This is a genomic window from Thiovibrio sp. JS02 (genome assembly GCF_053485635.1).
The window spans coordinates 2,027,109-2,052,383 of sequence record NZ_CM130715.1 but is presented as its reverse complement, the minus strand read 5'-3'; the positions used below and the strand labels follow the sequence as shown (position 1 = coordinate 2,052,383).

Sequence of the window (25,275 nt, the reverse complement as noted above, 5' to 3'; positions counted from 1 at the left end):
TTATAGTGGTGTTTTCCGGCAAGTCGCGAACGCCCGGGAAAGACGGGATAATTGGCAGGCGGGAGCGATTCCCTTCTTTTAGTGTTTTAGCACTGTCGGGTCAATAGCTTTTCTGGAAAAATGTCGGGCAAAAGCAGCGTGGGCAAAGAAAAGAAAGAACAGAACCCCGGCGGTTTGGCCGGGGACGGCTCGGTGGCGGAATACCTCTTGAGCCTCAAGTCCTCTCCCCGCTTCGGGCGGCAGGTGGTGCACCACCACCAGGCCGCGGCCCGGAAGGCGCGTTATGGCGAACCGGAATCCGCCTGGTCCTTCGAGCTTGCCGAGGCCCTGGTGGCCCTGGGCATCGGCCGGCTCTACAGCCATCAGGCCAAAGCCATCGATCTGGTCCGTCAGGGCAGGCACGTCATGGTGGCCACCCCCACGGCCAGCGGCAAGAGCCTCATCTATAACCTGCCGGTTTTCGAGGCGGTGCTGGCCGACCCCGCGGCCAAGGCCCTTTATCTGTTTCCCCTCAAGGCCCTGGCCCAGGATCAGCTCCGGGCCGTGGAGGAGCTGGCCCGCGGTCTGCCGCCGGGACTCAGGCCGCCGGCAGCCATCTGCGACGGCGACACCCCGGCCTACCAGCGCAAGAAGCTGCGGGAAAATCCGCCCCGGATCCTGATCAGCAACCCGGACATGCTCCATCTCTCCCTCATGGGCTACCACGAGAGCTGGGCCGCTTTTTTTGCCGGGCTTAAATTCGTGATCCTCGACGAAGCCCATACCTACCGGGGGGTATTCGGTTCCCACCTGGCCTGGGTGCTCAGGCGGCTTAAGCGGATTTGCCGCCTTTACGGCAGTGCGCCGCAGTTCATCCTCTCCTCCGCCACCATCGGCAATCCGGCGGAGCTGGCCCGCGATCTCACCGGCTTCTCGGTGGACCTCATCACGGAAAGCGGTTCCCCCCAGGGGCCGCGTCATTTTCTCTTCATGGATCCCCGGGACAGCGCCGCCCATGTCGCCAGCCAGCTGCTGGAGGCGGCCATGAAGCGGGGGCTGCGCACCATTGTCTACACCCAGTCGCGGAAGATGACGGAACTGGTCGCGGTCTGGACCCAGGAACGGCTCAAGGGCCTGGCGCACAAGCTCACCTCCTACCGGGCCGGCTATCTGCCCGAGGAACGGCGCGAGATCGAGGCGAAAATGAGCGACGGCAGCCTCTACGGGGTGGTGGCCACCAGCGCCCTGGAACTGGGCATCGATATCGGCGCCCTCGATATCTGCATTCTGGTGGGCTATCCCGGCACGGTGATGCAAACCTGGCAGCGCAGCGGCCGGGTCGGCCGCAAACTGCGGGAATCCCTCACCATCCTGGCGGGGCAGGAGGATGCCCTGGACCAGTTTTTCCTGCGCAATCCCGAGGAATTTTTCCGGCGCGGGGTGGAGACCGCGGTGCTGAATCCGGAAAATCCGGTGATCCTGGCCAGGCATCTGCTTTGCGCCGTGGCCGAGCGGCCTCTGGCCGCGGACGATGCCCTGCTGGCCGAGCCCGGCGTCCGCGAGGCCATCGAAAGGCTTTGCGCCGAGGGTGCGCTGCTGCTGGGCGCCGACGGCAGAAACTGGTTTACCAACCGGAAGTATCCGCATCGGGAGGTGGATCTCAGGGGCAGCGGAAAGTCCTTCACCATCAGCGAGGCGATAAGTTCCGAGCCCCTGGGGCGGATCGACGGGATCAGATGTCTCAAAGAATGCCACCCCGGCGCCATTTATCTGCATCGGGGACAGACCTGGCTGGTGCTCGACCTCGATCTGAACGGTCACAACGTCACGGTGGCGCGCCGGAATGTCAATTACTTCACCCGGGCCATGAGCAATAAGGAAACCGAGATCCTCGAGGTCTGCGGCAGCCGCGAGTTCCCCCATTTCAAGGTTTCCTGGGGCAGGCTGCGGGTGACCGACACCGTGACCGGCTTCCAGCGGCGGCTGGTGCAGGGGCAGAAGCTTCTCTCCGCCGAACTGCTTGATCTGCCGCCCCAGGTTTTTGAAACGGAAGGGCTCTGGCTGGAGATTCCCCGGGCCCTGCAGCAGGATCTGGAGCAGGCCCGGATGCATTTCATGGGCGGCATCCATGCCCTGGAGCATGGCGCCATAGGCATCTTTCCCCTGGTGGTTCTTTGCGACCGCAACGATGTCGGCGGCATTGCCTATCCCTTTCACCCCCAGCTCGGCCGGGCCGCGGTCTTTATTTATGACGGCTATGCCGGCGGCGTTGGCTTGAGCCGTCAGGCCTTCCGCGAGATCGGCGAGCTGCTGCGTCTTACCCTGCGGACCATCGAGAGCTGCCCCTGCGAGGTGGGCTGTCCCTCCTGCGTACATTCCCCCAAATGCGGTTCCGGCAACCGGCCCATTGACAAGGCGGCGGCGAAAAAGCTGTTGAACGGCCTGGTGCATGGGGATTATGCCGGCGGCGGGCGCGGGGAGGTGGGGCTCACCCTTGGCGAAGCGGCGGAGACGGATGCCGGGCCGCAGGAGGCGGTCGCCAAAGCCCCGCTTGTCGTCCAGGCGGCGCGGCCGCTGCGTTACGGGGTTTTCGACCTGGAAACCAAACGTTCGGCCGCCGAGGTGGGCGGCTGGCAGCATGCCGCCAGGATGGGGGTCAGTATCGGGGTGCTCTATGATTCGGGAGAGGACCGCTACCTGATTTTTGAGGAGGAACGGATCGGCGAGCTGGTTGCCCGCCTCAAGGAACTGGATCTGGTCATCGGCTTCAACAACAAGCGTTTTGATAATCTGGTGCTCTCCGCTTACACCGGCGAGGATCTGGCCGGCCTGCCGACCCTGGATATCCTGGAGAAGGTCCGGGACCGCCTCGGCTACCGCTTAAGCCTCGACCATCTGGCCGAGCATACCCTGGGCATCAAGAAATCGGCCAACGGCCTGTTGGCTCTTGCCTGGTACAGGGAGGGGGCTTTTGACAAGATCAGCGAATACTGCCGGAAGGACGTGGAGATCACCAGGGAGCTGTATCTCTTCGGCCTGGCAAACAACCATCTGCTCTTCCGCAACAAGGCCGGCATGCTGGTGCGCTGTCCGGTTTCCTTTGCCGTGGTGAAATCCGGTTAAAAGACGGTGGAGGGAATGCAGAGGGGTTGATGCAGGACGTTTGCCACCCGGCTCAAGACCTCTTCCGGGATAAACGGCTTGTCGATGTATGCGGCGCAGCCGCGGCGGCGCAACTGCAGCATCAGCTCGTTGTCGCCATACCCGGTGATGACCATGATCGGGATGGCGATGCCCGCCTCCTGCAGTTTGTCGATGAGGCCGATGCCGTCGAGTTCCGGCATCTTGAAGTCGGTGATGATCAGGCTGATCGCCTGGGAGGAGGGCTGCTTGCGGACCTGCTCCCAGGCGTCGCGGCCGTTGCTGGCCATGAGCACATTGAAGCCGGCCTGGCGCAGGACGATGTTCAGTGCCAGGCGGGTGTGCTTTTCATCTTCCACAATGAGGATATGTTTTCGGGCCATGCTCTTCCTGCCTCATATCCAGCGCTTTTCCGGAACGGGTCCGGATCAGCCCGGGATCTTTATTTCCCCTCTCTTATTGCAAATGTGTTCTCTTGATCGTGCCGGCAAGGTTTTTGGCCGCCCTCGGAACGAGGTAACGCAAAAAAACCTCGCCGGTGCTGGTGTTGAAAAGGATCTTGTACCCCTTGCTGCCGCCGGTTTTTTCCACGCTTGGCCGTAAGCCGAAGCGATTCAGGCTTTCATGCGCGGCATTGATGTTTCGCTGGCCGATGGCCATATCGTCCAGACCTTCATGCACCGGCGTCAGTACGCATGCCCCACCGAAGAGTTTGACGGTGAGATCCTGGGCGGCCAGGCCGAAACGCTGCTTCAGCGAATCGAGCATATGGGCGATGGCCGTGTCCACATAGGGAAAATTACCGGCCAGGGGCGTTTTCAGCTGCCGCGGCAGAATCGAGTGGCAGATGGCGGCCACCTGTAACCGTTCGCTGTGCAGGCAGACCGCCACGCAGGAGCCGAGGATGGTGCCGATGAGAACGGCTCTGTTGGTGACGAGCAGTTTGCCCGGATAGAGATTGATGAGCGGCAGGTCCGGCTCGGTTTCCAGCCGGGAAAGGTGCCCCGGTTGGTCGGCCCAGAATTCCGCGGCAAGGTGCGGCGCAGGCAGTATGTCGTCTCGGTCGCTGGTGTGCATGGTCCGGCCTGGCATCCTCCTGCCCGGGTGCGATAAAGCCGGCAATCCATACCGACGAAAGTGGTTTCCCCTGGCTGAAATCCATGTCGAGGGCGGCAGGAAAAAGCCTACTTCCTGCCAAGCCTCCGAGGAGGACTTGGCAGGAAGTTTTGGATCGGCGAGGGGGGGGGACCGATCCAAGCGGCTACTTGGCTGGAGCTGTACTTGCGCCCCGGAAATTTATGGGAAAGAGTCTGAACCCGGCGGCGAGCCAGGGTCCGATCTCCTGTCAGTGCGTATTGCCCGTGACCAGGGCATAGGCATCGTCTTCCGAATCGACCAGAGCCCCGAAGATGAGCGGGGAATCTTCCCGGTTCGTTTCCGCGGAAAGGATGCAGATCTGTTCGGCAATGTTGTCGTCGCCGGGAAGGAAGTTTACTCTCAGGTCGAGGACGGGCACGGTCTTGCCGCGAAAGTTGATGACGCCCATTACCGTATCGCTGGAGAGGGGCAGGGCGGTCGCCGGGACTATGCCAAGGATGCCCGTGATCCTGAGTGCCCCGTCAAGATAACCATTTCCCTCGGAGGGAATGGAGGTGGTCATTTTTTTTGCAACGGAAATCCCCATCTGCTTACCTCCAGGCCTTGTTTGGGTTTGGACTGCGGGTACGTCTTTATCTGGGGTTTGCCTTTTTTTATTGAAAGAACCATGCCAGGGCAGGGAGTTTTTTTTAACTTGCTGATTTTCCGCGTTAAGAATTGGCTTTGTGGCTGGGGCGCAACAGGGAAAGAGCCGCAAGGAAACTTGACGTTTCCGCGGCGCCGGAGGCGGAATGCTGATCCTTTCCAGAGAAAATCGGGAAATAAGGAAATGTTGATAACTAAGGAAATGTTGACGGGGTTTGACGCGGGCTAGCGCAAAGGCGTGTTCTCCGGAGCGGCGGCGGGGGGAAAGAGCGCTCTGGCCCTGGTCCCTTTTCCCGGCTCGGAGATGAATTCCAGCTTGCCGCCGTGCTCTTCCATGATGCCGGCGGAGATGGAAAGCCCGAGTCCGCTGCCGCCGTTGTCGCGTTTGGTGGTGAAGAAAGGATCCTGGATGCGCTTGAGGTTCTTGGTGGAGATGCCGCAGCCCTGGTCTAAAACCTCCACAAAGGCCCTGTCGCTTTTCCCGTCGTACCCCGTGGAGATCGTGATGCTTTTTTCCGGGCCGGGCAGGGCCTGGTAGGCGTTCTGGATGAGATTGATGACGACCTGTTCCGCCCGCTGGAAGTTGCCCTTGACCGGCGGAATGTTCTCCCCGTAGGCCACGGTAAGCCGGTGGGTCGCCTTTTTTAAGGGACTGGCCAGAAGCACCAGGGCGGCCCTGACCACGTTGTTGAGTTCAACGGTCTGCTCCATGTCCGAGATCCCCTGCCGGGCGTAATCCCGCAGGTTCAGAACGATCCTGCGGATCCGTTCCGAGCCGTCGAGAATGCCGGAAAAAAGCTCGGGAATGTGCTCGCGCATCTCGGAAAAAGGGATGCCGGCCACGGGAAAATCCCCCTCCTCCCGGTAATGCCTTTCGAGGATGGGCTGGAAATCCTCCCAGGCCCGGAGCAGGATGGGGGCGTTCATGGTGATGAAGTTGTTGGGATTGTTGATTTCATGGGCCACCCCGGCGACCAGGATGCCCAGGGAGACCATCTTGTCCGCCTCGATGAGCTGCTGCCGCCGTTCCTCCGCTTCCTTTTCCGCCTTTTTTCTGGCCTTGATGTCTTCCTGCAGCTGTTCGTTGATGCGGGCCAGTTCGGCGGTCCGTTCCTCCACCAGCAGCTCCAGATGCCTCTGGTATTTGTCCAGCTCCTGTTCGATGTTTTTCCGCTCGCTGATGTCGATGAAGCTCACCATGCCGGTCTGGCGGCCGTCCAGGCTGATCAGGTTGACCAGAAAATCAAGCCAGCGCACCTCGCCGAATTTGGTCAGGATCTTGACCTCGTAGCGTCTCGGCAAGGCCTGGCCCCGGATGAGCTGCCGGCCGTATTCCCTGACCATTTCCAGATGATCCGGGTGGATAAAGCCCCAGTTGCGCATGGTCCGGCATTCCTCCACGCTGTAGCCGGTGATGGCTTCCAGCACGGGGTTGGCAAAAATGATTTTGTCGTCCCGGTAGAGAAAGATGCCGACCTGGGTGGACTGCATCAGGGTCCGCAACTGGGCCTCGCTCTTCTGCAGGGCAAGCTCGGCTTTTTTGCGTTCGCTGATATCGGTGAAGACCAGAACGGAACCGGCGACCTCTCCTTCCTTGATGATGGGGGAGCTGATATATTCGATGCTCAGCTCGCTTCCGTCCCGGCGGCGCAGGGAGGCGCCGGCCATCTGCCGGGCAGGAGGGTTCCAGAGAGGCGGGGAATCATTTGCCGGCGGCTCGTCGGGAGGGGGGGTGGGGAGGAATTGCGAAAAGGCCTTGCCCGGCACATCCTCCGGGGCGACGCCGAGCATTTGCATGGCGGCGGGGTTCATGAGGGTTATTTTCCCTGCCGCGTCGAGTCCGACAATTCCTTCCCCGGCCGCATCGAGAATCATCCTGTTTTTTTCCGTTTCCGCGGAGAGGTCCCGGGCGGCGGCCTGCAAGGCAAGCTGATTTCTGCGCAGATCCCTGAGCAGGGCCAGGCGCTCCATGCCCTTGCTCAGGGAAACATCGAGTTCCAGCATGGCGACCGGTTTCTGGATATAGTTGATCGCCCCGAGCTTCATGGCTTCCACGGCAATGGAAACCTCCGCCTGGCCGGAAACCACGATGCATTCCAGGTCGGGCTGGACCGCCTTGGCCTGCTGCATGAGGCTCAGGCCGTCCATGCCCGGCATCATGATATCGGTGATGAGAAGATCAAAACGGGATCCTCCCAGGAACGCGAGGGCTTCCTGGCCGCTTCCCGCGGTTTCCGCCCCGTAGCCGAGGCGCATCACCTGCATGGCGAGCAGTTTGAGGACAATGGGCTCGTCGTCGACAATAAGTATGTTCCCTTTCGAAGGCGTCATGCGGTTCCGGGATGGGCGGGACGGGGTACAGTCACTGCAGGCGCTTGAGCCGCTGGTTCAGGGCCTGGGGGCTGATGCCCAGGAGAGTGGCGGCGGCCCGTTGATTGTTTTCGGTGCGCTGCAGGGCTTCCTCGATGAGAGTGCGGGTCGCTTCCTTGAGGGAGGGCAGCGAGTCCAGTTCGGCGGCCCAGGTTCGCCGGCGGCCGGGGCTTGCCGGCTCTTTCCGCGTGGCGGCGGCCGGGGCGCCGATGTTTTTTTTGAAGATATCCAGGGAGAGGACCTTGGCCTGGTGGTTGCTGACGGCATCAAAGACCATGGCCCGCAGTTCCCGGACATTGCCCGGGAAATTATAGCTGGCGAGGAGCGGCAGGAGCTCCTTGGGGTAGGTGGGCTTCTTTTTCCTGAATTCCTTCGCCGCTTCCGCGAGGAAAAAATCCAGCAGGACCGGCAGGTCGTTTTTTCTCTCCCGCAGGGGGGGGATTTGCAGGGCATGGGTTTTGAGCCGGTAAAAAAGATCGGTCCGGAACCGGCCCTGCTCCTGCTCCCTGGCCAGGTCGTGATGGGTTGCCACGATCACCCGGGCGTCCGAACGTTTTGCGGTGTCCGCCCCCAGGGGATAATACTCGCGTTCTTCGAGAAAGCGGAGAAGCTTCACCTGGGAGGCCTCGCTCAAATCCCCGATTTCATCGAGAAAGAGCGAACCTCCGGCGGCTCGCTCCACCAGGCCGGGCCGACTGCGCTCCGCCCCGGTAAAGGCGCCCTTGACATGGCCGAAGAGGGTGTCGGCAAAGATCTGGTCGTCAAGGCCGGCAACATTGACCACCACATATTCGCCCTTCCGTCCGCTCAGATCATGGATGGCCCGGGCGATGCTCTCCTTGCCCACCCCGGTTTCCCCGGCGATCAGCACGGGCTGGCGGCCCTCGGCAATGGCCTCGCAGTAGCGGAAGAGGGTGGTCATTTTCTCGTTGTTGGTGATGATATCCTTAAATGCCTCGGGGTGGGCCAGTTTGTCGGCGAAAAAACTGCTGGCGAGCCTGGTGTTTTCCCTGCGGAGATTGCGGATCTCAAGGGCCCGCCGGATGCCGGGCAGGAGCCGTTCGATTTCCACCGGCTTGAGCACGTAATCAAAGGCGCCGTTCCGGATGCATTGGACTGCGGTCTCCACCTCGTTGACCCCGGTGACGATAATCACCGGAATCTCCGGATGACGTGCGCTCACTTCCTTGAGGATTTCCTGGCCAGAGACATGGGGCATCATCAAGTCCAGGAGGATGATCTCAATGGGCCGCTGTTTGAGGATTTCGTGAACCTCGCGGCTGTCCTGGCAACGGAGGATGTTGTTGATGCCGTGCGAGCGCAGGGCGATATCGAAGCTCGCCAGCGTGTGCGCCTCGTCGTCGACCAGAAGGACGGGATGGAGGGGGTATGCCATGCCGGGTTTAGGTTCCATGGTGTTTTGTCGTCGACGGGGCGAGAGTCGAATCTTGCCTGTTCATGCCGGGCATCAGGGACGCTGGTCTCGCAAACACCCGATGATCGTGCGCAGCCGACGGAGAAAAACAGCGCTGGGCGCGGTTGATCCCTTGCTGGCGCTGGATTTGGCGACGCTTGCAAAATAGTAACACAGAAGGCGGGGCCGTGGAAAGGTAAAGGAGGGCTGCCGCAAAAAAGGGGCAGTTGAACTGCCCCGGCGGCTTCTTCGTGCCGAGGACGGAGGTCAGTTCGGCCAGAGAAGCTTTGCGGAAATCCAGCCGCTGGTGCCGTCCTCGTGCTGCACCTTCACCCATTCCCCATCTTTTTCCAGGGGAGTGAAGACAACGCCGTACTTGACCGTGGCCACAATCTCATAGTTCAGCCCGGGGCCGACCCGCATGTTCACGGTGTCGGACTTGACCACCAGGGTTTTTTCCTTGGCGAGAAGCGGGGCAAAGACCCAGCCCTTGTCGCCTTCAAAATCAACGACCTGTGCCCATTTTCCCTTGCGGGAGACGACCTGCAGGGGAAAGCCCTTGAAGAGCTCCCAGAGGACCTCCTTGTTGGTGTCCGGGCCGGAACGGACATTGACGCCGTCCTTGAGGACGCTGACGTATTCCGCGGCAAAGGCCGGCGGGGCGGCCAGGAACAGTATCGCGCCGGCAAGGCAGGAAAGGATGAAGCGGGTCAGGATGGGGACGTTTCTTGTCATGGTGGGAACTCCTGAAAAAATCCGTTCTGGGTGTGGCAAGTCGAAAAAAAGCCGGGCCGCGGGGCGCCGGGGAGATATGGTTTACAAGGTAGCATCTCCGGCCGGGCAAGTCAACCCGGTTGGTGAGGCAAACCTTGTGCCGGTGCAGGCTGCCGGGGAGGGACACCAGCGGGACCGGGCTATTGCCCGGGTTGTGCGATGATGATCGGCCCGTACCAGGCGGTGACGCTGTCGCCGGTGTTGTCCGTGTCGGTCATGATGGCGATGGCGCCCACCCGGGGCGGCTCGCCGCCGAAACAACGCTTGAAGTCCTCGTAGATATTCCTTTCTTCCGAAACCCATTGGCCTGCCTTCGAATCCCCGCTTTCCACGGCGATCATCATGGCGTTGGCCGTAAAGGCGTTGGGCACGGCCATCCCCACCCGCAGCTTGTTTGCCCAGATGTAGTTGAGCGCCCTGGTGTTCCAGAAGAAAAAGGAGGGAAAGACCACGTAAACCCTGGCGGCGTAATCGTCGCCCGCCTTGGTGCGCGCATCGCCTTTTCCGATGGTGTGTTCGATCTTCCAGCTCCACTTGAGCAGCGGCTTTTCGCGCGGGTCATAGTCGATCCTGTAAAAAAGCCCGGAAGCGGCCGCCTGGCTGGATGCTTTAATGGAGGTTTGCCTGGCGGTTTTTTCTGCCGTATAATAGGTCTGTCCCGCGAACGATTTGCTCTGCCATTCGGCGGAAATTCCGTTTTCGTAATTGTCCAGAATCCGCTCCCGCGTGCTGCCATGCACCACCGTGGCGGCGGAGGCAAGGCAGAGGGCGAAGAGGGGCAGCAGACGGCACGGTGGGTTTTGCATGCGATCTTTCCTGGTGGTTGGGGGGCTGGCGCAAGTATGGCCGTCAGTATACCGGAGAAAATGCGCTTCCGCCACCATCGGGCAGGGTGGGGCGGGGAAAAACCCGGGCCGGCCCGTTATTTTTGAGGAAAAGCGATGAATACTTCTTCGGAGCACTCCCGCTTCAGCAGACATCCGGCGGTGGAGGCATTGCTGGCCAAGGTTGTCCGGGAAATCGAAAACTGCGCGGAAAAGGAGATGGCCCAGGTGCCGGCCCCGGCCATCGCCGCGCTCACCGACAGGGTTGTCCAGGAAGTCCGCCGTTTCGCGGAAGGGCAGGTGACCCACATCTATGAACTGGTGAAAATCGGCCTCGGTCTCTCTTCGGAAAAGAACATCGACCGCCTTTTCGAGATGATCGTCAGCGAAGCACGGCGTTTCACCAACGCCGACGGCGGCACCCTCTATATTAAGGATGAGGACCGGCAGGAGCTTGATTTCACCATCGTGCAGAATGACTCCCTCAAGGTATTCATGGGCGGCAGCGGCGAGAGCATTTCCTGGCCCTCGGTGCCGCTGCGCACCCGGAACAATCGGGATAATCACCGGAATGTCTCGGCTTACTGCGCGCTGACCGGCAAGGCCGTCAATATCCACGACGTTTATTCGGCCAAGGGCTTTGATTTTCAGGGAACAAAGGATTTCGACACCTCCACCGGCTACCGTTCCCGCTCCATGCTGGTCATCCCCATGCGGGACCATGAGGACGAGGTCATCGGAGTTCTGCAATTGCTGAACGCCAGGGATCCGGATAGCGGCGCGGTCGTTCCCTTTCCCGAACACGAGGTGGACATGGTGACCAGCCTGGCCTCGGAGGCGGCCATCGCCTTGACCAATATGCGTCTGGTCCGGGGGTTGGAGAATTTTCTCGATGCCTTTGTCCGAACCATCGGTGACGCCATTGACCAGAAATCGCCCCACACCGCGGGCCACATCTTCCGGGTGGCGGATTTTACCCTGCAGATTGCCGCGGAGGTCGACAGGGCCACCACCGGTAAGTTCAGGGAGGTCTCCTACAGCGAGGACGAGCTTGCGGAGATCAAGATGGCGGCCTGGCTGCATGACGTGGGCAAGATCACCACCCCGGAACATCTGATGGACAAAGCCACCAAGCTGGAAACCATTTTCGACCGCATCGAGCTGATCCGCCACCGGGTCGAGCTGATTCAGCGCGCCCAGTGCGCCTCCGCGCCCCGTCGGGAGGAGAGGCCGCCTCAGTTGCCGGGGAAAAAGGAGGAGTGGCTGGAGATCATCGATTTTCTTGACCGGGTGAACCTGGGCAGCGAGAGCCTTTCGGCGGAAAGCATTGCCCGGATCCGTCGGCTTGCCGAAAAATCCTATGAAATCGCCGGGACGGTGGTGCCACTCCTTGCGCCGGACGAGGTCGAAAATCTCTGCGTGCCCCAGGGCACTCTCACCCCCACCGAGCGCAAGGTCATGATGCATCACGTGGAGATGACCATCAGAATGCTCGAACGCCTGCCCTTTCCGCGGAAATTACGGCGGGTGCCGGTTTATGCCGGCATGCACCATGAGAAGATGAACGGCGGCGGGTATCCGCGCGGCCTGGACGGGGAGGAGCTGCCACTGCCGGCGAGGATGCTGGCCCTGGCCGATATCTTCGAGGCGCTGACCGCGGCGGACCGCCCTTACAAGCGGGGCAAGATGCTTTCCGAATCCATGACCATCCTGGCAGGCATGGTGGCGCGGGGGGAACTGGATGGTGATCTCTGCGACCTGGCGGTCACCTCGGGGTTGATCAGTCGTTTCGCCCGGGAAAATCTGGCCCGGCGGCAGTGTGACGACTTTTACTGGCGCGGGCGCCGCTATCGCGTATCGGAAACAAGATAGATGAGAAATTCCTTGTTGCCCTTGGGGCCGAGGACAGGCGAGGCAATGATGCCCACGGTTTTGAGCTTCAGGGCCTGAGCAAACCCCGCGATTTCGGCAACGACCTGCTCGTGCAGCTCGCTGTCGCGCACGACCCCGCCCTTGCCCACTTTGCCTTTTCCCACCTCGAATTGCGGTTTGATCAGGGCCAGGACCTTGACTTTTTCGGGGAAAAAGGCAAGCAACGGCGGCAGGAGGAGCCTGAGAGAGATAAAGGAGGCGTCGATCACCGCCAGGTCAAGAGGCTCGGGGATGTCGCCGGGTTGAAGGTTTCTGGCGTTGGTGCGCTCCATCACCACCACCCGTGGATCCTGGCGCAGCCTCCAGTCCAGCTGGCCGTAGCCGACATCCACGGCATATACCCTGGCTGCGCCGCGCGTGAGTAGGCAATCGGTGAAACCGCCGGTCGAGGCGCCGATGTCGGCGCAGGTGAAGCCGGTGGGCTCGATGCCGAAATGGTCGAGGCCGGCCGCAAGTTTCAAGCCCCCGCGGCTCACGTAAGGACAGGTCTTGCCCTTCAGCTCGATGGCGACGCTGTCGGCAAAGAGCGAGCCGGCCTTGTCCGCCACCTGGCCGTTGACCAGAACCAGCCCGGCGGCGATGACCGCCTGCGCCTTTTCGCGTGTGGGCGCCAGGCCGCGGAGGAGCAGAAGCCTGTGGAGAGGGAGTTTCATGCGCTTGCGGGCGGAGCGGAATGCGGAGGCGGCGGTATCGGCAGTGGCAAGGTTCCGGCTCCGTTCAGCCTTCCGAGGCGTCGGCCTTGCGGATCATCTCGCAGAGTTCGTCGGCCAGGCGGTCGATGAGCCCGGCATCCTTGCCCTCCACCATCACCCGGATAACCGGCTCGGTGCCGGAGGGGCGGACCAGGATGCGGCCGTCCTGGCCCAGGGCCTTTTCCATCTCGCTCACCTTCCTGCCGAAGCCCGGCACCCGGCTCACGTTGATTTTTTCGGCGGTGCGGACATTTTTCAGAACCTGGGGGAAGCTTTCCATGATGGTGGCCAGTTCGGAGAGGGGCTTGCCCTTTTTGATCATCACCGCCAGCAGCTGCAGGGCGGCCAGGATTCCGTCGCCGGTGGTATTGTGTTCCATGAACACCAGATGGCCGGATTGTTCCCCGCCGAAGTTGTAGCCGCGCTGGCGCATCGCTTCCACCACGTAACGGTCGCCGACCTGGGTGCGCACCATGGCGCCGCCCAGTTTCTGCATGGCCACCTCCAGGCCGAGATTGCTCATCACCGTGGCCACCAGGGTTTTTTTTCGCAGTTTCTTCCTGGCCATGAGATCAGCGGCGCAGATGGCCATGATGTGGTCGCCATCCACGATGTTGCCCTTCTCGTCGGCAACGATGACCCGGTCGCCGTCGCCGTCCAGGGCGATGCCGAGGTCGGCGCCCAGCTCCCTGACCTTTGTGGCCATGTGCTCCGGGTGCAGGGCCCCGCAATCCCTGTTGATGTTCGTGCCGTCCGGCTCAACGCCCAGGCAGGTGACGGTTGCGCCCAGTTCCTCGAAGACATGGGGGGCGACGCCGTAGGTGGCCCCGTGCGCACAGTCAAGGACGAGATGAAAGCCGTCCAGGGTATATTCCTTGGGGAAGGTGTTCTTCAGGAAGACGATATAGCGGCCCCGGGCGTCATCGATGCGGGCTGCGCGGCCCACCTCTTCGGCGACCGGGCGCAGGGCCGCCATCTTCTGGGAAAAGATCAGATCCTCGATTTCGAGTTCCTGTTCGTCGGGCAGCTTGAAGCCGTCCCGGGAGAAGATTTTGATGCCGTTGTCCTGAAAGGGGTTGTGCGAGGCGGAGATCACCACGCCGGCGTCCGCCCGCATGCTGGTGGTGATAAAGGCGATGCCCGGCGTGGGCAGTGGGCCGACCAGAAGCACATTGACCCCCATGGAACAGATGCCTGCCGCCAGGGCGTTTTCGATCATGTAGCCGGAAAGGCGGGTGTCCTTGCCGATGACGATCCGGTGGTCGTGTTTCATGTCCTTGACCAGAAAGGCTATGCCGCGGCCGATCTGCATGGCGATTTCCGTGGTCATGGGATAGTTGTTCGCCACCCCCCGAACTCCGTCGGTTCCAAATAATCTTCTCATCGTCTCTGTTCCTGGCTTATGAGTAAAGGTGCGGACATGCAGGCAGTGCGTCGCCGGGTCGTTCGGCGCTGGTGCCGGCGGGACGGCAGGGGATTCCGGAAAAGGGGATGATCATTGCTTCTTTTTCCCGCCGATCTCCACGGTGACCGTGGAGGGGATGGTCTCAATGATCCTCACCGGCTCCGAGGCCACCGCCTCCAGCGGGACTTTATGGGTGCCGGCCGGGAGCTGTTCCGTCTGGATCCGGACCTCGACCAGGCTTTCCGGTTGATCGGTGATCCTGCTCAGCGGCAGGATGATCCGGGCGCTTACGGTCTGCGGCCGGATTTCGATGCGGCGCTGGTGGGTCGGGCCGTCAACGGCCTGAACCGGCAGGTCGGAGATCTTTTTCTCCAGGGTTTTTTCCTTGATCACCACGTCGGCGGTGACCACGGTTTCGCCGATCAGATCCAAAATTTCCTGCGGCAGTTCAAGGGCGACCTGGGTGGTCACCGGGCTCTTTAAGCCGTTGATGTCAATGGCCTTGGTTCTCAAGAGCTTCTCTTCGCCCACCACGGTTTTCGGGCCGGCAAGCTTGATGAACTTCGGTTCGAAGTGGACGGCCGCAAGCTCGAACCCGCTTGCCGGGGTCCCGACGGTTTTCGCTTCGATGGGCAGGTCTTTTTCCACCAGTTCGTCGATGAGCAGGGTGATGTGGGTCGGCTGGATGCGCAGCACATTGATGCCGCGGGGAAAGTGGATCGATTCGGGGTCGTTCCGGATCACGGTGGTTCCGGGGGCGGCCTTGGAAAGATTGATGGTGCGGGAGATGTGCTGCCGGTTGATGCCGTTGATCAGCCCCCGGGGACCGCTGATCGTCACCTCGAGCTGTTTCTTGAACTGGTTCGAGATGACCAGCTCCCTGGGCAGGTTGACGATCTCCACGGGGATGAAGACGTTGGTGTCCACCTTGTCTTCGCCGACCACGAAATACCAGAGAAAGATGGCGAAGAACAGGGAGATGAGCTTGAGAACCCAGTTGTTCGGCCAGTTGAGGAAATTCGGCGAAGGGGTGCGTCCTATGATCTGTTTAACCAATTTTTCCATAGATGCGGTGTCGAGTATTCCTTGGTGACGAAGATCGCGTCCAGGCGGCTCCGTAACGCGTTTTCGTCAAGGTCCGTGGTCATGGCCCCATGCTGGACCAGGGATATTTTCTGGGTTTCCTCCGAAATGACGACGATCACGGCATCGGTCTCCTCGGAGAGGCCGATGGCGGCCCGGTGCCGGGTGCCGAGCTGTTTGCTGATGTATGGGTTTTTGGTCAGGGGCAGCAGGGCGCCGGCCGAAAGAACACGGCCGTCGCGAATGACCACCGCGCCGTCGTGCAACGGTGAAGTGGTCTGAAAGATGCTGATCAGCAGCTGCCTGCTCACCACGGCATCAAGGTGGTGGCCGGACTCGATGTAATCCTTGAGGCCGGTTTCCCGTTCGATGACGATGAGGCCGCCGATCTTGCGGTGAGCCATGTACTGGGCCGCCTTGACGATTTCCACCAGGGCATGGATGGTGTCGGCGTCGGTCTTGGAGAATGGCGTTTGCCCCACCTGGGTCAGGGCGCGCCGGATGTCGCGCTGGAAGATGATGATGACGATGAGGAAGATGGAGCTTAAGAAGGTGCCCAGCAGCCAGTAAAGGGTGAGGAATTCGAATTCGCGGGCCCCGAAGTAGACCACGATGAGGACGACGATGCCGGCCAGCATCTGGACCGCCCGGGTCCCCCGAATGAGGAGCATGATCCGATAGATAATGAACGAAACGATCATTATATCGATGATGTCCTGCCAGCGGAGTGACTGTACGATATCAAACATGTATGCCGCGGTCCCGGGGGCAGAGAAGCCCCGTTAAAAAAAAATCAACGAAGAGGAGGGTGATTGCATCTCTTACAAATTAAACGAAAAACAGCCGTTTGGGCAAGGGGCATGTGAAAAATTTTGAAAAAAATTGGGCAGATTGCTGGATTTTGCCTCTTCGTTTCCGCGGAGGATCGATGGCAAAAAAATCGGCGGAGCCGGGAAAAAGAAAAAGGGGAAAATGGTTGGCCACTTGTTGCTTGACATGGTCAGGGATTTGTTTTATGATCACAAAATTTTCCAGCATTTCCCTTCGGTATCGCGTCGACGGGAGGCGAAAATCCACCGTAATCGCATGGATTGACGATTACGGTTTTTTGATTGTGGATAAGAGGCTGCCCAGTTGCAGCATGTTTTCGTTTCGCAGCAAGATTACCTTCAGAAAGATAGGAGTTGAGAATTGGCTAACCATAAATCAGCATTGAAGAGGAATCGCCAAAACCAGTTGCGCCGTCTTCGCAACCGGGCCAACAAGAGCAGAATGAAGACCGTTATCAAGAATGTTCTTGAGGCCATTGCCCAGAATTCCGCCGAACAGGCCCAGGCCGCATTGAAGGCCGCCATCCCGGTTATCGAGAAAACCGCGGTGAAAGGCGCCATTCACAAGAAGAATGCTTCCCGCAGCGTGTCTCGTTTGACCAAGCGGGTGAACGCCTTGGTAAGCAGCATGCAATAAGCGCTCCCGCTGCAGCGGCCAAAGCCCTGCGGCAATTTTCAGGCAACGGAGCAGAGCGCCGTTTGTCCGAGGAGTCTTCCGGTCGTTGCTTCCCCTGCCTGGCGCAGGGCTTTGCATGTTCTTCCGACAAGATGTTTCACCGTGATTGCTAAACCGAAGCCATGGGACGCCTGAGTCTCCATGGCTTTTTTTTTGAGATGAGGAACCGACATGCTCCGTCCTTCCCCGCAAGAGTTTGCCCAACTGGCCATCGATGCCGGCCTGATCCCGGTATATCGGGAAATAGTTGCCGATCTCGATACTCCCCTGACCATCTTTGCCAAGGTGGCAGGCGAAGAATCCCATGCCTTTCTTTTCGAAAGCCTGGAGGGCGGGGAAAAGTGGGGACGTTACTCCTTCATCGGTCTTGATCCCCTGGTGACCTTTGAAAGCCGTGGCCAGGAGATCAGCATCGCACGTGGGGGCAAGGTGGAAAAACAGCAGGGAGATCCCCTGGCCGCCTTGAAGGCATTGCTTGCCTCCTTCAACGCCTGCAACGCCTCCATGGCCTGTGATCCCGATCTTTTGCCCCGATTCTTCGGTGGCGCCGTCGGCTTTCTGGGCTACGACATGGTCCGTTTCATGGAGCGGCTGCCGGAGGTGAATCCGCCGCTGCCCCATTTTCCTGACAGCGCCTTCATGGTGCCGCGGATCGTTCTTATCTACGACAATCTGCGCCAGACCCTCACCGTGGTGAATCTGGTCGAGACCGCCGGCAGGGAAGAGACCGCCACTCTCTACGAAAAAGCGAAAGCCGAGGTGGAGGAAATCATCTGCCGTCTGAAAAAACCGCTGCCCACCGACTATGTCGGCGTTTCCGGAAAGCAGACGCCCTCGACCCACGCCTTCAGCTCCAACATGAGCGAGGAGGCCTTTGCCAGGATGGTTCTTGCCGCCAAGGAGTACATCCGGGCCGGCGATATCATCCAGGTCGTGCTGTCCCAGCGGTTCCACAGCAAGACCGAACTGCCGCCCTTCAAACTTTATCGGGCCCTGCGTCACATCAACCCGAGCCCCTATCTCTTTTATCTCAAGCTTGGGGATCTGGTGCAGATCGGCTCTTCCCCCGAGATCCTGGTGCGCCTTGAGCAGGAGAATATCGAGCTCAGGCCCATTGCCGGCACCAGAAAGCGCGGGAGGAGCGAAGAGGAGGACCGGGCCCTTGAAAAGGAACTGCTCGCCGATCCCAAGGAGCGGGCGGAACATCTCATGCTGGTCGATCTCGGCCGCAACGATGTCGGCCGGGTGGCGCGCTACGGCTCGGTCGAGGTCCGCGATCTCCTGGTGATCGAACGTTACAGCCACGTCATGCACATTGTTTCCGGGGTACACGGCATCCTGGCGCCTGGCAAGGATCAGTTCGACGTGCTGCGTGCCTGTTTTCCGGCGGGTACGGTGAGCGGCGCCCCGAAGATCAGGGCCATGGAGATCATTGAGGAACTCGAACCCGAGCGGCGCGGACCCTATGCCGGCTCGGTCGGCTATTTCGGCTTTTCCGGGAATATGGATTTCTGCATCACCATCCGCACCTTTATCATGAAGGGCGAGGACCTTTGGGTCCAGGCCGGCGCCGGCATCGTCGCCGACTCCGTGCCGGCCCTGGAATACCAGGAGACCATCAATAAATCCATGGGCCTGCGGCGCGCCGTGGAGCTTGCGGAAAAAGAGTTCTGAGCGCCGCGGCCGGGCTTGCGGCGCATTGCATTCAACCACGAGGACTGGCATGATCGTCATCATTGATAATTATGATTCCTTTACCTACAACATCGTCCAGACCCTGGGCGGGTTGGGGGCGGATATGAAGATATTCCGCAACGATGAGGTGGACGTCTCCTTTATCGCCGGGCTCAAGCCCGACCGCCTCCTCATCTCGCCGGGGCCCTGCGATCCTGCCCAGGCCGGGATTTCCATCGAGGCGATCCGTTATTTCAGCGAACGGATTCCGGTGCTGGGCGTCTGTCTCGGCCATCAGTCGCTGGGCGAGGCCTTTGGCGGCAGAACGGTCCGGGCCGGCCGGCTCATGCACGGCAAGACCAGCCCCATCAGCCATGACGGCTTCGGGGTCTTCACGGGCCTGCCCAATCCCTTCGAGGCCATGCGCTATCATTCCCTGGTGGTCAGCGAGGAGAACTTGCCCTCCTGTCTCATGGTTTCGGCGCGCTCCGACCAGGGCGAGCTCATGGGCCTCAGGCACCGGAGTCTGCCGGTGGAGGGGGTCCAGTTCCATCCGGAATCGATCATGACCCCGGCCGGTATCACCCTGCTCAAGAATTTCATTGATTCTGCCTATCCGGAAATTCTGAAAAAACAACGGCGGGAGATGCAGGGATGATCAAGGCGGCCATCGGCAAGATTGTTACCGGCGTTCACCTGAGCGAAGAGGAAATGGTCGCGGTCATGGATGCCATCATGAGCGGCAACGCCACCCAGGCCCAGATCGGCGCTTTCATCACCGCCCTCCGGATCAAGGGGGAAACGGTCGCCGAAATAGCCGGCGCGGCCAGGGTGATGCGGGCAAAGGCCACCAAGGTTCACGCCTTTGCCGACGACCGTGTTCTGGTCGATACCTGCGGCACCGGCGGTGATGCCTCCGGCACCTTCAATGTTTCCACCACCGCCGCCTTTGTCGTGGCCGGCGCCGGCGTGCCGGTGGCCAAGCACGGCAACCGTTCTGTTTCCAGCCATTGCGGCAGCGCCGATGTCCTTGAGGCACTCGGCGTCGATTTGACGCTGACCGCCGAGCAGATCGGCCGATGCATCCGGGAAACGGGCATCGGCTTCATGTTCGCCCCGGCCCTGCATGGCGCCATGAAACATGCCATCGGTCCGCGCCGGGAGATCGGCATCCGGACTATCTTCAACATCCTGGGACCCCTGACCAACCCGGCCGGCGCCAATGTGCAGGTGATGGGGGTCTTCGACCCCTCCCTCACCGAGACCCTGGCCAGCGTACTGGGCAAGCTCGGATCCAGGAGGGCTCTGGTGGTCTGCGGGGAAGGAAATCTCGATGAGATAACCGTCACCGGCAGCACCAGGATCTCCGACTGGGCAAACGGTTCGCTCACCACCTACAGCGTGCATCCCACCGAGCTGGGCATGGCCACCGCCACCCTGGCCGATATCAGGGGCGGCGTCACCGCCCCAGAAGCCGCCGCCCAACTGCGGAAGGTTCTTGCCGGTAATCCCGGTCCCTGCCTTGACATGGTCCTGCTCAACGCCGGCGCCGCCCTGATGGCCGCCGGTCGCGGCGAGGATTTTGCCGCCGGCGTCACCCTGGCCCGGGAGGCGGTGGCGAGCGGCGCTGCCCTGGCCAAGGTCGATGCTCTGGTCTCTTTCTGTAAGTCGGTGAAAAAATCATGATTCTCGATACGATTGTGGCGCGGAAAAAAGAGGAGGTCGCCGCCCTCAAGGCGAAGGGGATTGAGGAGCCCGGGATGACGGTGGAACCGCCCCGCGGATTTATCCGGGCCCTGACCGCGTATCAGGGCGTCGCCGTCATTGCCGAGGCGAAAAAGGCTTCTCCCTCCAAGGGGGTCATCCGGCCGGATTTTGATCCGGTTGCCATTGCCAGAAACTATCTGGCCGGCGGCGCCCAGGCCATGTCGGTGCTCACCGACGCGCATTTTTTCCAAGGCTCCCTCGCCTATATCCCTCTGGTGCGTGCGGCGGTGCCCCTGCCGGTACTGCGCAAGGATTTCATCATCGATTCCATGCAGATCCGTGAGGCGCGCGCCTTTGGCGCGGACGCCATTCTCCTGATCGCCGCCATTTTGTCGCAGAGTCAGATCGAGGAGTTTCTGGCGCTTGCCAGCGAACTGGGCATGGACGCGCTGGTGGAGGTGCATGACGAGGCGGAAACCGAAAAGGCGGTGGCGGCCGGCAGCAGGTTGATCGGGGTCAACAATCGTGATCTGCGCGATTTTTCCATGGACCTGAACACCACCTTTCGGTTGCAGAAGCTGATCCCGAAAGAGATTCCCCTGGTGAGCGAATCCGGGATTCGCGATTGTCAAGACATGCGGAAACTTGCCGCCCACGGGGTACGAGCCGCCCTCATCGGCGAGTCCCTGATGCGGGCCGCCGACCAGGCAAAGGCTCTGCGGAAACTGCGCGGGCAATAGCGGGATGTGCCCGAGACGAATATCTTTTCGGGCGCGGTGAAGATTAACTCAAGTAAGGAGCGGTGCATGAACGCCCGGACGCGTATCAAGGTATGCGGCATGAGGGAAATGACGGAGGTTGCCGAGGTGGTGGCGGCCGGGGTGGATGCGGTCGGTTTTATCTTTGTGGCGCAAAGCCCCCGAAATATCGACCCGGAGAGGGTGCGAAAGATTGTCAAGACCTTGCCGCCCTTTGTGGATGCGGTTGGCGTTTTTGTGGATCAGGAGGCAGCCGAAGTCAATGAGATCGTCCAGTACTGCGGCCTGACCAAGGTCCAGTTGCATGGTTCCGAGTCGCCGGCTTATTGCGCCGAGATCAATTGCCGGGTGTTGAAGGCTTTTCGCATCGGTCCATCCTTTGATCCGGCCGGGTTCATGCCCTATGCCGGCGAAGTCTCCGCTTTTCTGCTGGATACGTATCATGGGGAGATGGCCGGGGGGACCGGGAAGACCTTTGACTGGAGTCTTCTTGAAAAAATGGAGCTGCCGGCGCCCATGGTCATGGCCGGCGGTCTGACCCCGGAGAATGTCGGGGAGGCGATCCGGCAGGCGCAGCCCTTTGCCGTTGATTTCAATTCCGGGGTGGAGCTGGCGCCGGGCCGCAAGGATCTTGACAAGGTGCGCGCCGCCATCGCCCAGGTGATGGCGGCGGACAGGCGCCGTCAGTCTCAGGCATAAGCGGCGATTTTCCGGTCTGTTGACAAGGAAAAAGCCCCTGTCGCTGGAAAAGCGGCAGGGGCTTTTTGGTTTTTGGGTTTTCCCGATATTCCGCTTAGTCCGGGAAGGCGAGCTTCACCACCTGGGGTGTTTCGCCCACCGTGATGGAGAGGCGCAGTTCTTTTACGCCGTCAGCCTCTTCCCCCTTGATGCCGGGGAAGAAGAGGACGCCATAGGCGATCTGCTGCGGGAGAATCGGGGCATTCTGCAGGGTTTTTCCGGCAAGGTCGTCCTTGATCTTCTCGCCGGTGGTGGCGTAACTCTTGGCGCCACCCAGCATGGCCCCGCCGGCTGCGCCGATGACGGCGCCGGTACCCATGGCTTCGCCGACATTATTGCCGGTGGCTACGCCGACGGCCAGGCCGGCCAGGGCGCCGGCCGCGCCCATGAGCAGCGAGGGCTTGGCCGCTCCCTTGGCGGTTTCGCCGATGTCCACCTGGCCGGAGGTGCGCTGGTATGTCTTCTCCAGGGTGAGAATCGGCCAGGCCTTGTTGTTGCGGTCGACCAGGAAGGTCTGGGTCGGGTTGACCATCACCCGTTCATGGCTGTCGTTCTGGAAGGTGACCTGGACGGGGAGCAGGCCGGCGGCCCGCGCATCAAACCCGAAGGAATCCTTGGCCCGGTTTGCGTCGGTGAATGCCAGCGCGGAAATTTTCAGCCCGTTCTCAAGGGTGATGCCGTTGTTGGCATCCGGCAGATTCAAGGGGGCGACCCGATCCTGATAGGTGCAGCCACCGAGCATGCCGAGAATGCTCAACATGGTGGCGAGCCAGCCCAGGCGTTTGGAAAAATGCAGGGTATGTGTCATATGCGTTCCTCTGGGCAAAGGTTCAGTTCAGGCGCAGACCAAAGAAGCGGGTATGGCCATCACGTTTTACAAAGAATGATACTACCGACTTTTCTTTTACGCCTTTCATTTTTTTCAGGAAGCTCTGCACGTCCTTGACCGGTTCCTGGTTCACTTCGAGGAGGAGATCGCCCTTGCGCAGACCGGCCTCCGCCGCCGGGGAGTCCGGTTCCACATTGGTGATCAGCACTCCGAATTTGTCGTCGATGCCAAGGGAGGCGGCGATTTCCGGGGTGAGATCCTGCACCTGCATGCCCAGCTCCCTGGCAAGGCCGTTGTTTGGCTGCTCCATGGCAAGCTGTTCTTCCTCAAGCTTGGCGATGACCACCCCGACTTTTTTCTTCTGTCCCTTGCGGATCAGGGTGACGTCCACCTTGTTGCCGACCGCGGTCTGGGCAACGAGGTTCGGCAGCATGCTCATCTGGGTAATCTCTTTTCCGTTGAAGTCGAGGATGACGTCGCCAGGCTTGATGCCGGCTTTTTCAGCGGGGCTGCCCGGCGAGACCTCCCCGACCAGGGCGCCGATGGGCCGGTCGAGGTGGAACTGGGCGGCAAGTTCCGGTGTCACGGGCTGGATCATGACCCCAAGCCAGCCGCGCACCACCGAGCCGTGCGCCTTCAGCTGGGTGACGACGTTTTTCGCCATGTTCACCGGGATGGCGAAGCCGATGCCGATGTTGCCACCGCTCCGGCTGTAGATCGCGGTGTTGATGCCGACCATTTTGCCGTTCATGTCATAGAGGGGACCGCCGGAATTGCCGGGGTTGATCGAGGCATCGGTCTGGATGAAGTTTTCGTAGGGTCCGCTGCCCAGAGAACGCCCTTTGCCGCTGACAATGCCGGCGGTGACCGTCTGTTCGAAGCCAAAGGGATTGCCGATGGCCATGACCCAGTCCCCAACCCGCAGGGTGTCGGAATCACCCATTTCGGTGGCGGGCAGTTCACTCTTGGGTTCGATCTTGATCAGGGCGATGTCTGTTTTCGGATCACGGCCGATGATCTTGGCGTCATACTCCTCATAGCTGGTGAGACGGACGTTGATGGAATCCGCATTGTCAACCACATGGTTGTTGGTGATGATGTAGCCGTCCTTGCCGATGATCACCCCGGAGCCGAGGCTGGTCCGCTTCATTTCCCGCTGCGGCTGTTCCGTGCCATCCGGGGCGGGCAGGCCGAAAAAGCGGCGGAACATCTCAGGCATTTCCTGGTCCTGATTGAAGAAAAACTCATGGGGATTGCGGGGGGCCTTGACCACCTGGGTGGTGTAAATGTTGACCACGCTCGGGCCAAGTCTTTCCGCCAGGTCGGCAAAGGTTGCCGGCGCCGATCCGGCCGCGCCGGAAAGGCCTGGCAGGCCGGCTACCCAGGCGCCGGCGAGGAGAAGGGCGAAGAGCAGGGAGTGGATGCTGCGCTGTGGGGATCGTGCTGTGGCTTGTTTATAAATCATGGGCATGCTCCTTTGTAAGGATATGAAAAGGAATCGGTATGCGAGTCTCAATGGGATGTTTCCCGTCTGAATGGTCGATAAGAGGGAGGTCGGTAACGCCGTGCATAATCGAGCAACATGAACACATTGTGTATGCCATCTTTTCAAGATGTCAAGCAGAGATGCCCTTGGCTTGGCCCGGCGATGACCGGCGCGGAACTCCTGACAGTGCGCGGCATGGGAAGTTGCGGGTTTCCTTATTTTAAAAAAAAGGACCGCAGCAGCGGGGGTGCGCTGCGGTCCCGAGAGGGCCCTTCTGGGGAAGAAGGGGTTGGGAAGAAATGATGCTACGGAAGATGCGCATCGTAATTATTAGACAGTGCCGGGGCGGGAAATGTTCCCTGAAAAAATGCCGGAAGAAATTTTTTATTGAAAGCGGATGGCCGCGGTCAGCATTTTTTTCCCGCTGCCGAACTCCGGTTGCGCGGCCTCTGCCGGACTCATGGCGAAACGGTATTGGCTCATGATGGCCTGAAAGTGGCCGAGATCCGCGGGCGGCAGATGGATCAGGAGAACGCCGGGCGCCATCTGGTGCACCTGCCAGGCATGATTGCGCATGGCTTCGACCATGCGCAGGCGGTCATGTTCGGACGTGTCGGTTATCAGAACGCCGAGATCAGGGGAAAGCAGGCGGCGGGCATTCCGATGGGCGTCCAGGTGGGTCGCCAGGGCGGTGGGCGCGGGGCGGAGCCCGTTGATCTGGCCGGTCAGGGAAGAGGGCTGGTACAGCCTGCGGTCGCTGTGGGCCACGGCCAGCATCCGTTCCGGACGAACCAGCCGGGCGGAACGGGAGGCAGGCGCATCTCCGGACCGGGCGGCATAGGTCTGGGCGGAGGGCGGGGATTGCGGGGATTCGACGACGCTGTTTTTCACGAGAAAGCCGGCCATCATGGCGATGGTGAAGGTTGCCGCCGCCACCGGGATGGACATGGAAAAATTCGCTTTTTTCAGCAATTGCCAGAGCCGCGGCAGCATTCCCTGCCTGCTGAGCTTGGCGTGTATGCCGGGCAACAGATCCGCCGGCGGGTTGACCGGCTCCAACCCCTGCACGAGCTGGACGGTCTGTTGAAATTCCTGCCACGCTCCGGCGCAGGATCCGCATTCGCCAAGATGGTTTTTCAGCAGGAGCAGATCCTGCCGGTCGAGGCTGTTGTCCGCATAGTCGGTGAACAGGTTTTGGATTTCCGTGCATTGCATAGGCA

At 60.7% G+C, this 25,275-nt stretch carries 22 protein-coding genes; 8 read left to right on the top strand and 14 right to left on the bottom strand.

Annotated elements, in window-relative coordinates; all coding sequences use genetic code 11:
- The first annotated feature begins 120 nt into the window (after positions 1 to 120).
- Complete coding sequence (locus ACUUL3_RS09465; RefSeq protein ID WP_448550754.1) at positions 121 to 3,102, top strand: DEAD/DEAH box helicase; 2,982 nt, start codon at positions 121 to 123, stop codon at positions 3,100 to 3,102.
- Here the strand turns inward: ACUUL3_RS09465 and ACUUL3_RS09460 are convergent.
- The 7 genes from ACUUL3_RS09460 to ACUUL3_RS09430 all read right to left on the bottom strand — a co-directional run bounded on the left by ACUUL3_RS09460 (position 3,099) and on the right by ACUUL3_RS09430 (position 10,227).
- Positions 3,099 to 3,503, bottom strand: coding sequence for a response regulator (locus ACUUL3_RS09460; protein ID WP_448550752.1), 405 nt, complete (start codon positions 3,501 to 3,503; stop codon positions 3,099 to 3,101). The genes ACUUL3_RS09465 and ACUUL3_RS09460 overlap by 4 nt on opposite strands.
- Positions 3,504 to 3,576: 73 nt before the next feature.
- Positions 3,577 to 4,197: a chemotaxis protein CheD gene (locus tag ACUUL3_RS09455; protein ID WP_448550750.1), complete on the bottom strand. Its 621-nt coding sequence runs from the start codon at positions 4,195 to 4,197 to the stop codon at positions 3,577 to 3,579.
- Positions 4,198 to 4,465: 268 nt separating this feature from the next.
- A complete protein-coding gene (locus ACUUL3_RS09450) occupies positions 4,466 to 4,804 on the bottom strand; it encodes a chemotaxis protein CheW (RefSeq protein WP_448550748.1) in 339 nt (112 codons plus the stop codon).
- A 284-nt stretch (positions 4,805 to 5,088) separates the two neighbouring features.
- Positions 5,089 to 7,194 carry a PAS domain S-box protein gene (locus ACUUL3_RS09445; RefSeq protein WP_448550746.1) on the bottom strand — a complete coding sequence of 702 codons (2,106 nt, stop codon included), beginning with the start codon at positions 7,192 to 7,194 and terminating at the stop codon, positions 5,089 to 5,091.
- Positions 7,195 to 7,225: 31 nt separating this feature from the next.
- Positions 7,226 to 8,629 (bottom strand): sigma-54-dependent transcriptional regulator, encoded by a 1,404-nt coding sequence (locus ACUUL3_RS09440; protein ID WP_448550744.1) that lies wholly within the window; start codon positions 8,627 to 8,629, stop codon positions 7,226 to 7,228.
- Positions 8,630 to 8,914: 285 nt separating this feature from the next.
- On the bottom strand, positions 8,915 to 9,382 hold the full coding sequence (locus tag ACUUL3_RS09435) for an SH3 domain-containing protein (protein ID WP_448550742.1): 468 nt from the start codon (positions 9,380 to 9,382) through the stop codon (positions 8,915 to 8,917).
- 179 nt (positions 9,383 to 9,561) lie between these two features.
- Positions 9,562 to 10,227 (bottom strand): DUF3047 domain-containing protein, encoded by a 666-nt coding sequence (locus tag ACUUL3_RS09430; protein WP_448550740.1) that lies wholly within the window; start codon positions 10,225 to 10,227, stop codon positions 9,562 to 9,564.
- A gap of 135 nt (positions 10,228 to 10,362) precedes the next feature.
- Here ACUUL3_RS09430 and ACUUL3_RS09425 point away from each other — a divergent pair, with 135 nt between their 5' ends.
- Positions 10,363 to 12,117 carry an HD domain-containing phosphohydrolase gene (locus ACUUL3_RS09425; protein WP_448550739.1) on the top strand — a complete coding sequence of 585 codons (1,755 nt, stop codon included), beginning with the start codon at positions 10,363 to 10,365 and terminating at the stop codon, positions 12,115 to 12,117.
- Here the strand turns inward: ACUUL3_RS09425 and ACUUL3_RS09420 are convergent.
- The 4 genes from ACUUL3_RS09420 to cdaA all read right to left on the bottom strand — a co-directional run bounded on the left by ACUUL3_RS09420 (position 12,093) and on the right by cdaA (position 16,106).
- Entirely contained in the window at positions 12,093 to 12,830 is a 738-nt protein-coding gene (locus tag ACUUL3_RS09420) for a TlyA family RNA methyltransferase (RefSeq protein ID WP_448550738.1), read from the bottom strand. The two genes, ACUUL3_RS09425 and ACUUL3_RS09420, sit on opposite strands and share 25 nt — an antisense overlap.
- Positions 12,831 to 12,894: 64 nt before the next feature.
- On the bottom strand, positions 12,895 to 14,253 hold the full coding sequence (glmM, locus tag ACUUL3_RS09415) for a phosphoglucosamine mutase (RefSeq protein WP_448550737.1): 1,359 nt from the start codon (positions 14,251 to 14,253) through the stop codon (positions 12,895 to 12,897).
- Between the two features lie 111 nt (positions 14,254 to 14,364).
- On the bottom strand, positions 14,365 to 15,330 hold the full coding sequence (locus ACUUL3_RS09410) for a CdaR family protein (protein WP_448550736.1): 966 nt from the start codon (positions 15,328 to 15,330) through the stop codon (positions 14,365 to 14,367).
- Positions 15,312 to 16,106, bottom strand: a complete 795-nt coding sequence (cdaA, locus tag ACUUL3_RS09405) for a diadenylate cyclase CdaA (RefSeq protein ID WP_448550735.1) — start codon at positions 16,104 to 16,106, stop codon at positions 15,312 to 15,314. Before cdaA ends, ACUUL3_RS09410 begins: the two co-directional genes overlap by 19 nt.
- A gap of 442 nt (positions 16,107 to 16,548) precedes the next feature.
- Between cdaA and rpsT the strand changes: the two genes are divergently transcribed.
- From rpsT to ACUUL3_RS09375, 6 genes are all read left to right on the top strand, one after another.
- Positions 16,549 to 16,824 carry a 30S ribosomal protein S20 gene (rpsT, locus tag ACUUL3_RS09400; RefSeq protein ID WP_448550733.1) on the top strand — a complete coding sequence of 92 codons (276 nt, stop codon included), beginning with the start codon at positions 16,549 to 16,551 and terminating at the stop codon, positions 16,822 to 16,824.
- 210 nt (positions 16,825 to 17,034) lie between these two features.
- On the top strand, positions 17,035 to 18,537 hold the full coding sequence (gene trpE / locus ACUUL3_RS09395; protein ID WP_448550731.1) for an anthranilate synthase component I: 1,503 nt from the start codon (positions 17,035 to 17,037) through the stop codon (positions 18,535 to 18,537).
- A 49-nt stretch (positions 18,538 to 18,586) separates the two neighbouring features.
- Positions 18,587 to 19,195: an anthranilate synthase component II gene (locus ACUUL3_RS09390; protein ID WP_448550730.1), complete on the top strand. Its 609-nt coding sequence runs from the start codon at positions 18,587 to 18,589 to the stop codon at positions 19,193 to 19,195.
- Positions 19,192 to 20,223, top strand: a complete 1,032-nt coding sequence (gene trpD / locus ACUUL3_RS09385; protein ID WP_448550728.1) for an anthranilate phosphoribosyltransferase — start codon at positions 19,192 to 19,194, stop codon at positions 20,221 to 20,223. The genes ACUUL3_RS09390 and trpD overlap by 4 nt, the downstream gene beginning before the upstream one ends.
- The gene (trpC, locus tag ACUUL3_RS09380; protein ID WP_448550726.1) at positions 20,220 to 20,984 is read left to right on the top strand and encodes an indole-3-glycerol phosphate synthase TrpC; all 765 of its coding nucleotides are present in this window, start codon (positions 20,220 to 20,222) and stop codon (positions 20,982 to 20,984) included. Before trpD ends, trpC begins: the two co-directional genes overlap by 4 nt.
- A 66-nt stretch (positions 20,985 to 21,050) precedes the next feature.
- The gene (locus ACUUL3_RS09375; protein ID WP_448550725.1) at positions 21,051 to 21,701 is read left to right on the top strand and encodes a phosphoribosylanthranilate isomerase; all 651 of its coding nucleotides are present in this window, start codon (positions 21,051 to 21,053) and stop codon (positions 21,699 to 21,701) included.
- Between the two features lie 94 nt (positions 21,702 to 21,795).
- On the opposite strand, the gene ACUUL3_RS09370 is transcribed toward ACUUL3_RS09375, so the two are convergent.
- The 3 genes from ACUUL3_RS09370 to ACUUL3_RS09360 all read right to left on the bottom strand — a co-directional run bounded on the left by ACUUL3_RS09370 (position 21,796) and on the right by ACUUL3_RS09360 (position 25,270).
- Positions 21,796 to 22,548 carry a hypothetical protein gene (locus ACUUL3_RS09370; RefSeq protein WP_448550723.1) on the bottom strand — a complete coding sequence of 251 codons (753 nt, stop codon included), beginning with the start codon at positions 22,546 to 22,548 and terminating at the stop codon, positions 21,796 to 21,798.
- Between the two features lie 22 nt (positions 22,549 to 22,570).
- Positions 22,571 to 24,034, bottom strand: a complete 1,464-nt coding sequence (locus tag ACUUL3_RS09365) for a DegQ family serine endoprotease (protein WP_448550721.1) — start codon at positions 24,032 to 24,034, stop codon at positions 22,571 to 22,573.
- A gap of 405 nt (positions 24,035 to 24,439) precedes the next feature.
- Positions 24,440 to 25,270, bottom strand: a complete 831-nt coding sequence (locus ACUUL3_RS09360) for an anti-sigma factor family protein (RefSeq protein WP_448550720.1) — start codon at positions 25,268 to 25,270, stop codon at positions 24,440 to 24,442.
- Positions 25,271 to 25,275 lie beyond the last annotated feature (5 nt).